Raw genomic sequence first — 13,722 nt, 5'->3', positions numbered from 1 at the left:
GATGGCCCGGTGCTACTGAATGTTTCTGTAAAGTCTTGAAATGTATGCAATTGGACAGGACAAGATTTTCACAACGAGTTGACCTGTTGATCACAGTTCGCTGCTTAAGGTCGTAGGCATCAGTTACTGGAGACGTAAGATGCCTTCCCCGATCAAGCTGGAATTTTCTGACAAGTACGACGATCAACACGCGCAGAAATATTTGCTCAAGCATCAGGACAATCTGGCTCGCCGGTTGTCCCACAAACGCGACGAGCAGTTGGCGCGCGGCGCCTTGGCCATGGCCGGTGAGCCGGGCCTGGTGTTGGACCTGCCGTGTGGCGCTGGACGTTTCTGGCCGTTGCTGGCCGAAAAACCCAACCGTGTGATTATCGGAGCTGACAATTCGGCGTCGATGTTGAAGATCGCCACCGCTGCCCAACCGGCAGAGGTGGTGAAACGGGTACGCCCTTTGCAGACGTCTGCCTTTGATATCGATTTGCCAGATAACTCCGTCGACAGTATTTTCTGCATGCGCTTGATGCACCACATCGGTGATCCAGAGCACAGATTGACGATATTGCGCGAGTTTCAACGTGTTACCCGCGACAGCGTGATTATTTCGCTGTGGGTAGACGGTAATTTCAAGGCCTGGAAGCGCAAGCGCAGCGAAGTGCGTCGTCGCAAAAAAGGTGAGCAGGAAGGTTACCAAAACCGGTTTGTGTTACCGGCTGCTACTGTCGAGGCAGAATTCGAGCAGGCCGGTTTCCGTGTTCAGGAATCCCTGGATTTCATACCGCTCTACGCCATGTGGCGAGTGTATGTATTGCGCAAGAGGTAACAGGATGGCAGTTGAGTGCGTAGTAGGCAGTCATGTAGCTCCCGAAGAACGATTTGATTTTTTCTGGCGTCAACAGGGTGAATGGGTGGAAGAACCCAACCGCCGACGTGGTGGTGAAAGTGGCGTGCAACGGGTCATAAGCCCTAATGGCCGTTTGCTCTATTGCAAGCGCCAGACCGGCCACATTTACCGCAGCTGGCTGCACCCCTTTGGGCGTCCGACCGTGCTGCGTGAGCGTGATGCCCTCAAAGGCCTGCGTTTGCTGGATGTGCGTGTGCCGGAACTGGTGTTTTGCGAAGCACGTCGCGACCCAGAGCACCAGTGGAAAGCCCTGTTGGTCACCGCGTCTCTGGACGGTTTCGACGAGATTGAAAACTGGTACGCCGCCGGTGGCCGCGAACAGTATGGCGAGGCGGTCCACGAGCGCCTGCTGCAAGAGTTGGCCGGCACCTTGGCCCGTATGCACAAAGGCCGCTGGCAACACGGTTGCCTGTATATCAAGCACATTTTCGTGCGGGTGACCGGTGAGCCTGATGCGGCGACGGTGGAAGTGGCCCTGCTGGACTTTGAGAAATGCCGCCAGCGCCTGACCGCTTATCGGGCCGCGTCCCACGACATGCTGCAATTGCGTCGCCATTCGTCGTGGAATGATACCGACTGGAAAAAACTCAGCTACTTTTACGAGACGGCGTTTGGCAGCGCTATCAAGGGTTTAACCAGATGAAGCTAGAAATCGCACGAGGTTTGTTTCTGGTCGGGGCATTGGGTGTTGCAGCCCTGGCCCTGGCGGTATGGGAACAACCTCGTACACAAGTGTTGAGTGCGGTAGACGGTGGCGGGCAATGCCTGCTGCCACGCATTGCCAAGACGAGTGTGGCGGCCAAGCCCGACCATGAATTGCTGTTATTCATGTTCGGCATGTCTCAAGCGATGAGGCCGCAAAGTTGAAACGATTGACCCCGAAAAGGGCCTTGCCATGCGAGGCCCTTTTTTTATGGTGCGCCAGGCATGATCATTCCCACGCTCTGCGTGGGAATGCCTCTTGAGACGCTCTGCGTCTCGTCCGTTAGCGCCAGTGACGCAGAGCGTCACGGGTTGCATTCCCACGCAGAGCGTGGGAACGATCAAGCCCGCTCCCACATTTTGATGTCGTCGGTCTTTAGACCAAGTGCAGGTGGTTATCCCAGAACCCCGCCGGTAACTCCAGTGGTGTTGCCAGTAACTTTTCCTGGCGGCAATCATAGAAGCGGCACCGCCCCTGTCCTGATGTCACGACAAACCCATCCGCCACCGCACCCACCCCCGCACAGTCCGGCAAGGGCCCATCCAGGCGCAGTTCGGCGGTGTCCATGTCCCAGATAAAAAAGCGATTGCCACGAGGTGCCGTCAACGCCACCAGGCGCAGTTCGCTGTGCACCGCCACGCTGGCGGTGTAATGCCCCATCGCCTGCAACTGTTCATCCGCCACTGGGAACGCCACGAACGGCTGCCCCGGGCGCTTGATCGCCAGCAACTCGGAACGCTCCTGGGACGGGCCCATGAACTGTTGCCCGGTGAGGATGGTGCCATCGCTGGCGATGCCCATGTGCCGCACGCTGTTCATCTGCTGGGCCAGGGTTTCCTTGCTGATCAGGCTGCCGTCACGGCGCATCAGCACCAGGCTCGGCTCCATGGCATTGAGGTTCATCTCTACCCGGCTTTCGGCTTCGGTGCGAATGCCACCGTTGGCCACGATCAGCGTCTCGCCGTCGGGCATCCACGAGACCTGATGCGGGCCGATGCCGTGAGTGGATATCTCGCCGCTGTGCACCAGCCGCTCACCTTCGAACTTATATACACCCAACAGGCCGCGGCCAGGGTCGGAAGTGTCGTTCTCGGTGGCGTACAGCCAGTCACCGCTCTTGTGGATCACCGCATGCCCATAGAAATGGCGGTTGGCGTTGGAGGTGATGGTTTGCAGCAGCCTGCCATCGCGCAGGTCGATCAGGTAGCTCTCGGTGCCTGGGCGACGGGCGACGAACAACGCAATCGGCAACGTCGGGTGGTTGATGATGTCATGGCAGCGCTGGCTGACCTGAGTAGCAAATACCGGCTTGCCGTCCAGGCGATAGCCGACAGCGTAGTGCTTGCCGTCGGCATCATCGCGCGCCGACAGCAGCAGCGGGCCTTTGTCTTTGTGCTTGAACAGCGTCCAGCCACCCAAGGTGATAGCGCTGAGCAGCACGCTGCCCACCGCCAAAGCCTGTCGCCTGAGCATCATCAGTCACCGTCGTTGGCGTTAAAGCCCAGTTGGACGCCCAGCGCCTTGGCCAGTTCACCTTCATGCAGGCGGTGGACTACGTTGAGGCTGTCGTAGATGTCGTTGAGTTGCTGGCGCCCGGCGTCGTCGTTCAACAGTTCGTTGAGGGTGCGCTGGTTGCTGGCGAACAGTTTCAGCGACGCTGCGTAGGCGGCGTCGATTTTCTCGGCCAGGGGCTTCTGGTCCGCCGGCAGCAGGCCACGCAGGCCTTTGTTATCGACGCCCACCCACACGGTCTGCGCTGCGGCGAGGCTGGCTTCCAGGCTCTGCAGGGACGACTGGCTGCGCCAGGCATCGGCCTGGAACGGTTGCGGGATGCCCTTGGTCTGGCGGCCCATTGGGGTGCCGAGTTTTTTCTTCAGGGTGTCCAGGGCGGTCACTTGCACGCGCAGCAGGTCGGCGATGGCTTCGTGGGAATCAGCGTAGCGCTGGTTCGGAAACTTGGTCATCTGCGCGAGCATGCCGTCGGTGCTGTTCCAGCTGGCCAGGATCTCTTCGGCCAGGAGTTTCTGGCGCTCGCCGATGGCCATCAGTAACGGGCAATAGCGGGCTTTCTGGGCTTCGTCGGCGACGTCGGGCTTGGCGTCGTAGAGGATGTATTCGTAGGCCGACAGGCCCTGCACCACCACGCTGGATTTCGCCAGGGCCGCGGCGTCGATCTGCGGCTGGGCACTGACCAGTTGCTCGACCTGGCGGCCGACCAGGTTCTTCTTGTCTGGCCAGAACTGCACCTGCCACGCCCGGTTGCCTTCGGCCAGCGGGCCGATCAGCAGCGGTTGCAGCTCGGCCCAGGCTTTTTGTGCGTGCAGGAAGTCAGCGCGGGCGGTGTCCAGGCTTTCCTTGCCTTGGCAATAGGCCAGGGCGCTGACGGCCAACTGACGGTCGGCCTCAACCCAACGGCTGTAGGTCGGCAGGATCACTTGCTTGGCGATGGCTGCCGAGGTCACTGCTTGCGGGTCTTGGGGCGAGCAGGCGCCCAAGGCCAGGGCGGCGAGGCTGGTGAACAACAACTTGGGACGAAACATGTCGAGCTCCCTTCTGTAAGTGGGGCAAAGCTTATAAAGAATTCAGGAACGCCAGCAACGCGGCACGCTGCTCGGCATTGAACGACAACACATGTTGCTGCGCCGCTTGGGCTTCACCGCCATGCCACAGCACGGCTTCAAGCAGGTTGCGGGCGCGGCCGTCATGCAGGAACTGGGTGTGACCACTCACGGTTTGCGTCAGGCCGATACCCCACAGCGGCGGGGTGCGCCAGTCGCGGCCAGTGGCTTTGAATTCGCTACGGTTGTCGGCCAGGCCTTCGCCCATATCGTGCAGCAGCAGGTCGCTGTAGGGGCGAATCACCTGGTTGGCCAGTTCAGGTTCGGCGGCATTGGCGGCGGTGGTGAAGCTGGGCTTGTGACAGCCTTGGCAACCGGCCTGGTAGAACAGGTTCTTGCCGGCCAGCACTTGCGGCGTATCAACGTCCCGACGTGCGGGCACCGCGAGGTTGCGGGTGTAGAACAGCACCAGGCGCAGGATGTTATCGCTGACTTCCGGTTCACCCTGCGGGCCATTGCCGTTGGGCGCCTGTTTGCAGGCCACTTGGGCGTCGGTGCAGTCATCGAAGGGTCTCAGGGACGTGGTGAGGCCCATATCACCAGAAAACGCGTGAACGTTTTGTTGGTTGAGGTTGGGCTGCCCGGCTTTCCAGCCAAAACGCCCGAGGACAGTTTTGGCCTGAGCGTCATCCCAGACCCAATTGGCGCGGCCGACAATAGCCTCTTTGTCGGCGGTCTTGGGGTCGGTGTTGCGCAGGATATCGGCGTCGCTGATCGCTTCGAGCAGGCCCAGGCCGATCATCGGCGGGGCGATACGCGCCGAGAAGCGTGTGTCAGGGTGCATCGGGCCGTAGCCGAGTTGGGTGATCTGCAGGTCGGGCTTGCGTAATTCAACGAGCGTGCCGTCCTTGAACCTGACGTTGACCGGTGTGTAGTCGACCCGCACCTTGCCTTCCGGCGCAACGCCGGGCACCGCCATGTCCTGGAGTTGCCCGCCGTAGACCGGCTCGGGTACCACGCCGATCTGTTCGATGAGCTTGGCGTAGGCTGGCTGCTCTGTAATAGAGGGATGGATGGACAGGCGCACCAGCATCGACACGGCATTGGGCGCGTCGGGCAGCGGCGGGTGGCCACGGCCATCCTTGATATGGCAGTTCTGACAGGCGTTGGTATTGAACAGTGGGCCCAGGCCATCGCGCGCCGTGGTGGTGGACGGCGCAATCACCCACGGGTTGCGAAAGAAACTGTTGCCGACGCTGAAGTCCAGGCGCCGCGTCGGCGCCAGGTTGGCCGATGGCAGGGAAAAGGCGTTCTGGTCGCGCTTGTTTACCGTCGCCGCGCCACCGGCCCGCGATTCACCCGGCTCTGCTTTCGTGAAGCGAGGGGCGTCATCGCAAGCAGTCAGGCTTAAAGCCATCAACGCTGCAGGCAGGTACAAAAGCGCACGGAACATCGAGATTCCTGGACGAGGGCAGAAAATTAAGGCGCAAAGTCTAACAGGGCAGGGCAGATTGAATAAGAGCAATTATCGTTTGGTGGCATCCCGATTCTTTCCCGCTAGAATGGCTGCACATTTTTTTATGGAGGTGGCCAATGCAGGCTCTCGACGCTTTGCTCAACCGTGTTTCCGTGCCCCGTTTGCTCGACCCGGCACCGACCCAGGAGCAGCGCGACCTGCTGTTCGCCGCCGCCATGCGCGCGCCCGACCATGGTCAACTGCGCCCGTGGCGTTTCCTCACCGTCGAAGGCGCAGCCCGTGAACAGATGGGCACGCTGTTGGCTGAAGCCGCCCGCCTGCAAGACGCCGACGCACCGCAAGCCGCCATCGATAAAGCCCAGAACGGCCCGCTGCGTGCGCCGCTGGTGGTGGTGGTGATTGCACGCTTGCAAGAGCATTTCAAAGTGCCCAAGTCCGAGCAATTGCTGGCCGCCGCCTGTGCGGCCCACGGCATTCTGCTGGCGGCGTATGCCCAGGGTATTGGCGCGGTGTGGCGTACTGGCGAATTGTCCTACTCGGCCCATGTCGCCAAAGGCCTGGGGTTGGCGGCGAATGAAGAAGTGATTGGCTTTCTCTACCTGGGCACACCGCAGAACCCACCGCGTACGGCGCCGAAGGAAGACCTGACGCCGTTCGTCCAGGCTTGGCCCGGTCGGTAATTCACCGCTGTTCTGCTCTATGTGGGAGCTGGCTTGCCTGCGATGGCATCGACTCGGTTTCACAGATACACCGAGTTGTCTGCATCGCGGGCGAGCCCGGCTCCCACCCAGATGTTTAGTGTTTTCAGAACCGAGTCAGACCCTGAACTGATCCATCAACTTCATCTGCTGGCTGGCCAGCGCATTGAGCTGGCTGCTGATCGCCGCCGACTCGGTGGCCTGGCCCGTGAGGGTTTCGGTCACGGTGCGAATCGCCGAGACGTTGCGGTTGACCTCTTCGGCCACCGCGCTCTGCTGTTCGGCCGCGCTGGCGATTTGCAGGTTCATGTCGCTGATCACGGTGACCGCGTCGCTGATCTTGCCCAGGGCTTGCACGGCTTGATGGATCTGCCCGGCATTGCTCTGCGCCTGGTGCTGGCTGGAGTGCATGGTCGCCACTACGCCACGAGTACCGCTCTGGATACGCTCGATCACCAGGCGGATTTCTTCCACCGAGTCCTGGGTGCGTTTGGCCAGGTTGCGCACTTCGTCGGCCACCACCGCAAAGCCACGTCCGCTTTCCCCAGCGCGCGCCGCTTCAATCGCCGCATTCAACGCCAACAGGTTGGTCTGTTCGGCAATGCTGCGGATCACCTCCAGCACTGAACCGATTTGCTCGCTGTTGACCGCCAGGGCTTCGACTTCGCCCACGGCTTTGCTGACTTCGTCGGCCAGGGTGGTGATATCGCGGGTGCTCTGCTCGATGATCGACATGCCTTCGCGAGCCGACTGGTCGGCGCCGCGTGCCGCGCTGGCGGCATTGGAGGCGCTGTTGGCCACGTCGTGGGCGGTGGCGCTCATTTCGTTCGACGCGGTGGCGACCTGGTCGATTTCACGGAACTGCACCTGCATGCCTTCGCTGGTCTGGCGCGCAATGGCGGACGACTGATCGGCCGTCCCACGAGCTTCGGTGATGCTTTGCTTGATCTGCGCAATGGTCGGCTGCAGTTTGTCGAGGAAGCGGTTGAACCAGTTCACCAGCTCGCCCAGTTCGTCCTTCTTGGCGTAGGCCAGGCGCTGGGTGAGGTCGCCGTCACCGCTGGCGATGTCCTTGAGCATGGCGGCCACGCTATTGATAGGGCGGGTCACGCCAGTAGCGGTCAGCCAGATCAACAGCAAGCCCAGCAGGCCAGCGGCGGCGGCCACCAGCAGGGCTTTTAGCGTGCCTGTTGCCTGGGCCTCGTCGAGTACGGCTTGCAGTTTTTCGTTGTCGGCCAGCATCACCGCTTTGGGCAGCTTGATCACCACGCCCCAGGATTTGGCACCGGCAATCGGCTTGAGCGGGTACACGGCACGAATGGTGTCGTCCTGCTCACGGATCACCGGACGGTCATTGGCCAACAGTTGCACGATCTCCTTGCCTTCGGCGCCGATGCTGTCGATCAGGTTCTTGCCGACTTTGGCCGGTTCACCACTGTAGGCGGCGATCAGGCCGGTGCTGGACAGAATCTCCAGGTGGGCGGCACCGTTGAACAGGTCTTTCTGCGCAGCATCGGTGGTCGCTTGCAGGGAGGTGAGGGCGATGTCCACGCCGACGACGCCGATGACTTTGCCGTCGACGATCAGCGGCAGGGAAATGGTGGTCATCAGTACCGGTTTACCGGCCACCGTGTCTTCGTACGGGTCCAGCAGGCAAGTGCTGCGCGTGTCCCGTGGGCAGGTGTACCAGATGTTGTAAGGCGTGCCGCTGAGGTTGAGGGTGGTCTTGGTCAGGTCATCTTCGACCATGATGGTGTTCTGGCCTTCGCCGCCAGCACGACTCCAGTAGCTGGAAAACCGGCCTTTTTCATTGGAGACGCGTGCCTTGTCGTCGATGAATTCGCTGTCCTTGCCATCCAGCCCGTTGGGTTCGAACGACAACCAGATGCCCAGCACTTTGGTGTTGCGCTCGAACGCGGTTTTGACGCTGCGGTTGAGCTCTTCACGCAGGGCCCCGGCTTCAAGGGCGCGTTGGGTGCCCAACTGACGCAGGTCTTTGATCTGGTCGGCCAGGGCGGTGACCACCAGCAGGTTTTCGCCGAAGGTCTGCTGCAAGTGGCCGGCCTGTTCGGCCGCTTTGGATTGCAGCAACTGCTCAACGCTGGCGGTGAGCATTCGTGAGCTTGAATCACTGACCAACCGATCGTTCTGGTTGGTGTTGTAGATATTGATGCCGACCACCAGTGCAATCACACCCAGCAGGCACAGGCCGGACAGCAACACGATTTTCAAGCGGATGGAGAGGGTGTCGAACATAGGTTCACTCACGAATGGACTTGTTGGAATGCACGCAGAAGAGCCAAGTCCATTCGGCGCCGTACCTGAAACATCGGCGTCACAAATCAATTCATGAGAAATAGGCGATGAGCGGTAGGAAAATGCCTACACCGGCCGTTATACGGGGCGTGCGAGCTGCTCGGGGCGGGACCAGATCCACAGGTTGCCCAGGCTCATCCCGGCAATCGCCAGGTACACCGGCCAGCCGTGATCGAGCATCACCAGCATCAGCACGGCGCACAGCAACATGCTCACCGTGGCGCTGACCTTGGCGCGGCGGGCGATGATCTTGCCATTGCGCCAGTTGGACAGGATCGGCCCGAACAGGCGATGGTTTTCCAGCCAGGCGCTGAGGCGCGGCGAGCTTTTGGTGGCGGCCCAGGCGGCGAGCAAGATGAATTCGGTGGTGGGCAACCCCGGTATGACAATCGCCACCAAGCCGATCCCCAGGCTCACGTAGGCCAGCAGGCCAAAGAGGACTTGGGCGATTTTGGAGGAGGATTGGGGTTTGCCGGTCATGCTGCAGTTTTCTGGTGGGAAGGTTTACACATTATCAGCCATGAAATGCACCCAAGTGTGGGAGCTGGCTTGCCTGCGATGGCGGTGTATCAGGTTAAATATCTGGAGCTGACCCACCGCCATCGCAGGCAAGCCAGCTCCCACATTGAACCGCTGATTACCAGAACGCTTACGCCAGTTCTGGGGCGCTAGCGTACGCCTGTTCCAGCAACACGGTGAAGCGCACAAACGCATCAATCGCGCCTTTTTCCACGGCAGCTTCTTCTTCGGCACTGAATGCCAGGCCGTCGAGGGTGCGGGTGAAGCTTTTCCAGCCTTCGGCGCGACCACCGGCCGGCTCGCCCAGGTGGCGGGCACCGAAGGTTTCGCTCAGGCCCAGGCCCACGGCGCGCTTGATCAGGAACGCAGCGCCCAGCTTGGAGCCTTCGGAGACGAACAGCCAGCCCAAAGCTTCGGCTTTGCTGGGGTTATTCACCGCACCGGCAACCGGGGCCGGGATTTCGGTGTCCAGGTCTGCCAGGTCGAGCTTGGCCGCTTCGGCGCGGCAGCGGGCGGCCAGGTCAGGGATGATCTGGTTCAACTCGGCATCGTTGTACATGGCCACCAGTTCCGATTGGAACAGGTACTGGGCCACCACGAAACGGGCGAAGTTGGCTTGGGTTTCGAACGGCGCGTGAGCTTTCACCAAGGCGTCGAGCTTGGTGTGCGGCTCGTTGGTGATCTGGTTCAGGCGTTGGGAGCGCAGGCTTGGGCGTTCTGCGGTGGAAGAAGCGGTCATGGAAAAAGTCCTTGAGAAGAGAAGCGCCTGGGCGCCCTGAAGAGAGCTGTTATCAACTAGACGAACAAGAAGACGCGGCACAGTAAAAAATCCTCACCTCGCCGCGGCTGCAAGGGCGGCGAGGTGAGGCGGATGGGTCAGATGTCCCAGATCACGTTGATCGCAAAGTTGCGACCGGGCTGGGTCAGGCGGTCGAGGTTGGCCGGGCCGGTCACACCGGCTTCGCCGACGCTGTCGTAGCTGCGCACGTCATCCCAGTTCCAGTACTTCTTGTCGGTGAGGTTGTAGAGACCGCCGTTGACGGTCACGTCTTTGCTCACCTTGTAGTAAGCGGTCAGGTCGAGGATGCCGAAGCCCGGGGTCTTGAACGGGCCGTCGGTGCCGCCGTCGGGCGCGTGGAAGGTGGTGCTGTCGACGCGGTTCTGTTTTTTCACCACGGTCCAGCTCACCAGGCCACCGTAGTTGTCCTGGTCGTAGCCCAGGCCAAACACGCCCTTGAGCGGGTTGACGCTGTTCAACGGCTCGCCATTGTCGTCGTTGCGACCGTAGGTGTAGGCAACCGAGCCTTGGGTATACAGACCCTTCGGCGCGCCGAAGGTATCCAGGTTCAGGCGGCCCTTGGCTTCCACGCCCTTGATGGTGGCGCGCTTGATGTTGACCGCCTGGAACTGCTCCACGGTGCCGCCGACCACGGCGTTGTCTTCGTCGATAAAGTCGCGGTACTTGTTGTAGTACACCGCAATATCGAAAGAGCCTTCGTCGAATTTGCCGCGAATCCCGGTTTCGATGCCTTTGCTGGTTTCCGGCTTGAGGTCGGGGTTGGGTTCGACGGTGTAGCCCAGGTTGAGGTTTTCGAAGCGACCGTACAGTGCTTTGGCAGACGGCGTGCGGAAGCCCTCGGCGTATTGGCCGAACCAGGTGTAGTTGTCGGTCAGGGCATAGGTGAGGCCGAACTTGGGTGTGACGCGGTTCCAGGTCTTGTCTTTGCCATCGACGGCATAGGCGCCGGTCGGGTTGACGGTGTTGAGGAATTCCTGGGTCAGCTTGGGCTTGAGCCGGGTGTAGTCATAACGCACGGCGGGCAGGAAGGTCCATTTGTCCCAGGTGATCTGGTCCTGGGCGAACAGCGAGTAGGTGTTGATGGTCGGGTCGGGGAAGTCGCTGGCCTTTTTCACGCTGTCGCTGGCTGATGGGCTGGGCGCGCCGATGGCGGTGCAGCCGGCGCCAATGGCCAGGCACGAGGCCGAGCCTTCGCGTGAGCCGGTGACTTTCTGCTGCTTGAGGGTGGTGCCGTAGGTCACCTGGTGGTCGGTTTCGCCGAGGCTGAATGCTTTGTCCAGTTGCGCGTCGAAGACCCACTGTTTTTCTTCGTAAAGGGTGTCGCGGGTACGCAAGACGCGACGGCCGGCCTGGTAGATTTCGGCGGTGGTCTGGTCGGTCTTGGCGATCTGGTAGTTGAGGCTGGTCTTGATGCGGTCGGCAATCGGCGACTCCAGGGCGAAGGTGTTTTCCAGGCCGAAGCGCTCGCGGGTAATGGTGTCGTTACCGCGACGGTCGCGGTACAGGTTCATGCCCCGACCACCGATGAACGGACCGCCCACTGCGTTTTTCAGATTGACGTCGCGGTCATCCTTGAACTTCTCATAGGTCAGGCCCAGGCGGTTGTCATCGCCATAGTTCCAGCCCAGCTTGGCCAGCACGTTGGTGGTGCGCGCATCTTCCGGGTTGGCGCCGGTACGGGCCAGGCCGGTGGCGTTGTTGCCATCGTAGGACTCGGTTTCATGGCCATTGCGCTGGCTCAGGTGCAGCAAACCGTCGAGGTCTTGCACACGCCCGGCGAAGGTGCCGGAGGTCAGCCAGCTCTCGTCGGCGGAGCTGTAGCCGGTCTTCAGGCGGGCGCCGACGTCCTGGCCTGGTTTGATGATGTCATCCGGGTCGAGGGTGAAATAACTCACCGCGCCGCCGATGGCGCTGCTGCCGTACAGGGCCGAGGCCGGGCCACGCAGGATCTCCACGCGCTTGACGATTTCCGGGTCGACGTAATTGCGGCGGGTCTTGGCGTAAGGGCCGTTGAAGAAATTGTCCGGCACTTCGACGCCATCCACCTGGGTGAGGACGCGGTCGCCATCGATACCGCGAATGTTGTAGCCCGCGTTACCCGAGCGCGTACCGGCGCCGCCGACGGAGACGCCGGGTTCGTAGCGCACCAGTTCACGGATGTTGTTGACGTGCTGGCGGTCCAGTTCTGCGCGGTCGTGCACGCTGACGGTGCTCGGTACACTGTTCACATCCTGTTCATTGCGGGTGGCGCTGATGGTCACCTGTTGCAGGGCGAGGGCGCTGCCGGCGCTACGTTTTTCCAGCACGATGTTGTTGGTGCCCAGTTTGCGATAGCTCAGGTTGGTCCCCACCAACAGCCGCTCCAAGGCTTTTTCCGCTGGCAGCGGGCCGAGCACGCCAGGGGACGACACGCCCTGGCCCAGTTCGGCCGGCAGGCCCACTTGCCAGCCGGTCACTGCGGTGAAGGCGTTGAGTGCCGACACCAGTGGCTGCTGTTCGATGCTGAACGTGTAGTTGGCGTGGCTGCGAGCGGCAGGTTCCGCGGCGGTGGCGCTCATGACGGGCGCACCAGCCAGCAGGATCGCGGCGGTCAGCAAGGACAAAACGGGCGAAGCAGACCGGCGGTTGAAACGAGAGGACATCGAGAGCGCTCCGGGATACGAATCTTATAGTTGCGAACCGAACCAAATAGGAATCAGTTGCATTGGCTATAACGAGACGTATCGCCGGTTAATATCGAGTAAAAATAATTCTCATTTAGTTCAGGATCACCAGCGCCGGGTACTCCGACAGCTTGGCCGAGGTGATGTGAGCCAGAGAGCGCACCACGTCCAGGGGCTGGTCGAGGCGGTAGTTGCCGGTGACGGCGACGCTGGCCAACTGCTCGTTGTTGTTGACGATCCAGCCGGGGTAATAGCGGCGCAGCTCAGCCAGCACTTCGCTCAGCGGGCAGTTTTCGAATACCAGCCGGCCCTGCACCCAGGCCAGATCCTTGCTGGGGTCGAGCTTGGCCGGTTGGCCGAAACCCTTGGGGCCGATGCGGATGCTTTCACCGGCGCTCAGGCGCACGCGGGCATCGTCGAACGTGTTGCTCAGGTCGACATCGCCGCGCTGCACTTGAACCTGGGCTTCGCCATTGAGGTAGCGCACGGCAAAGGCGGTGTCGCGCACGCTGGCGCGCACCGGGCCCGCGTCGATCTCCAGCGGCAGGCCACGGGTGGGCGCTATTTCAAAGTACGCTTCGCCCTGGTAGAGGCGGGCAATGCGCTGATGGTCCTTGATGGTGCTGGAAAACGCCGAATTGGTGTTCAGCAGCACCTTGGAGCCATCGTCCAGTTGCAGGCGCTGGCGCTCGCCCACCACCGTCAGATGGTCGGCCTGCAAACGCACCGGCAGGTTGCTGAAACTGAACAGGCCGACCAGTAGCACGGCGGCGGTGGCCAGGGGTTTCCAGTGCGGTCTGATCCGGCGCCAGCCGCTGGGCTTGCGCGGTGCGGCGAGGGCCACGGCGGCGCTGTGTACCGGCGCGCCACCCCAAGCGGCCTGGGCCTTGCTGAAGGCGTGGACATGCGCCGGGTCCTGGGCCAGCCAGGCGTCGAACGCGGCCTGCTGCCCAGGTTGCGGGCACTGCAAGGCGATCAGCCAATCGAGGGCTTGGTCCATGGCCGCGTCTTGCAACACCTCATGAGCCAACGCATGGGGGCGCAGTTTATTCGGGTCCGTCACGGTGTTCCTCGGGTCTTCGCCACGT

Annotated in this window: 12 protein-coding genes; 4 read left to right on the top strand and 8 right to left on the bottom strand. The window is 61.5% G+C overall.

Annotated elements, in window-relative coordinates; genetic code table 11:
• The first annotated feature begins 139 nt into the window (after nucleotides 1-139).
• The 3 genes from MHH62_RS18790 to MHH62_RS18780 are packed head-to-tail and all read left to right on the top strand — an operon-like array spanning nucleotide 140 to nucleotide 1,768.
• A complete protein-coding gene (locus MHH62_RS18790) occupies nucleotides 140-820 on the top strand; it encodes a class I SAM-dependent methyltransferase (RefSeq protein WP_019817332.1) in 681 nt (226 codons plus the stop codon).
• A gap of 4 nt (nucleotides 821-824) precedes the next feature.
• Entirely contained in the window at nucleotides 825-1,544 is a 720-nt protein-coding gene (locus MHH62_RS18785; protein WP_019817333.1) for a lipopolysaccharide kinase InaA family protein, read from the top strand.
• Entirely contained in the window at nucleotides 1,541-1,768 is a 228-nt protein-coding gene (locus MHH62_RS18780) for a hypothetical protein (RefSeq protein ID WP_003193932.1), read from the top strand. The genes MHH62_RS18785 and MHH62_RS18780 overlap by 4 nt, the downstream gene beginning before the upstream one ends.
• A gap of 211 nt (nucleotides 1,769-1,979) precedes the next feature.
• Here MHH62_RS18780 and MHH62_RS18775 read toward each other — a convergent pair whose 3' ends face one another.
• The 3 genes from MHH62_RS18775 to MHH62_RS18765 are packed head-to-tail and all read right to left on the bottom strand — an operon-like array spanning nucleotide 1,980 to nucleotide 5,615.
• Complete coding sequence (locus MHH62_RS18775; protein WP_034128709.1) at nucleotides 1,980-3,077, bottom strand: DUF1513 domain-containing protein; 1,098 nt, start codon at nucleotides 3,075-3,077, stop codon at nucleotides 1,980-1,982.
• Nucleotides 3,078-3,079: 2 nt separating this feature from the next.
• A complete protein-coding gene (locus MHH62_RS18770; RefSeq protein WP_054918348.1) occupies nucleotides 3,080-4,144 on the bottom strand; it encodes an imelysin family protein in 1,065 nt (354 codons plus the stop codon).
• Nucleotides 4,145-4,175: 31 nt separating this feature from the next.
• The gene (locus MHH62_RS18765) at nucleotides 4,176-5,615 is read right to left on the bottom strand and encodes a di-heme oxidoredictase family protein (RefSeq protein ID WP_020301347.1); all 1,440 of its coding nucleotides are present in this window, start codon (nucleotides 5,613-5,615) and stop codon (nucleotides 4,176-4,178) included.
• A gap of 140 nt (nucleotides 5,616-5,755) precedes the next feature.
• Here MHH62_RS18765 and MHH62_RS18760 point away from each other — a divergent pair, with 140 nt between their 5' ends.
• Complete coding sequence (locus MHH62_RS18760; protein WP_003193928.1) at nucleotides 5,756-6,319, top strand: NAD(P)H nitroreductase; 564 nt, start codon at nucleotides 5,756-5,758, stop codon at nucleotides 6,317-6,319.
• A 135-nt stretch (nucleotides 6,320-6,454) separates the two neighbouring features.
• Here MHH62_RS18760 and MHH62_RS18755 read toward each other — a convergent pair whose 3' ends face one another.
• From MHH62_RS18755 to MHH62_RS18735, 5 genes are all read right to left on the bottom strand, one after another.
• Nucleotides 6,455-8,593: a methyl-accepting chemotaxis protein gene (locus MHH62_RS18755; RefSeq protein WP_058409966.1), complete on the bottom strand. Its 2,139-nt coding sequence runs from the start codon at nucleotides 8,591-8,593 to the stop codon at nucleotides 6,455-6,457.
• 138 nt (nucleotides 8,594-8,731) lie between these two features.
• Nucleotides 8,732-9,133 (bottom strand): YbaN family protein, encoded by a 402-nt coding sequence (locus MHH62_RS18750; RefSeq protein ID WP_014719757.1) that lies wholly within the window; start codon nucleotides 9,131-9,133, stop codon nucleotides 8,732-8,734.
• Nucleotides 9,134-9,302: 169 nt separating this feature from the next.
• Nucleotides 9,303-9,911, bottom strand: a complete 609-nt coding sequence (locus MHH62_RS18745; protein WP_133634358.1) for a biliverdin-producing heme oxygenase — start codon at nucleotides 9,909-9,911, stop codon at nucleotides 9,303-9,305.
• Between the two features lie 137 nt (nucleotides 9,912-10,048).
• Complete coding sequence (locus MHH62_RS18740; RefSeq protein WP_339231621.1) at nucleotides 10,049-12,613, bottom strand: TonB-dependent receptor; 2,565 nt, start codon at nucleotides 12,611-12,613, stop codon at nucleotides 10,049-10,051.
• A 115-nt stretch (nucleotides 12,614-12,728) separates the two neighbouring features.
• Nucleotides 12,729-13,697, bottom strand: coding sequence for a FecR domain-containing protein (locus tag MHH62_RS18735; RefSeq protein ID WP_014719754.1), 969 nt, complete (start codon nucleotides 13,695-13,697; stop codon nucleotides 12,729-12,731).
• Nucleotides 13,698-13,722 lie beyond the last annotated feature (25 nt).

It is taken from the genome of Pseudomonas sp. FSL L8-0168, assembly GCF_037976155.1.
In the GTDB taxonomy this organism is placed as follows: Bacteria; Pseudomonadota; Gammaproteobacteria; order Pseudomonadales; family Pseudomonadaceae; genus Aquipseudomonas; species Aquipseudomonas paracarnis.
This window is presented reverse-complemented; position numbering and strand designations above follow the sequence as displayed.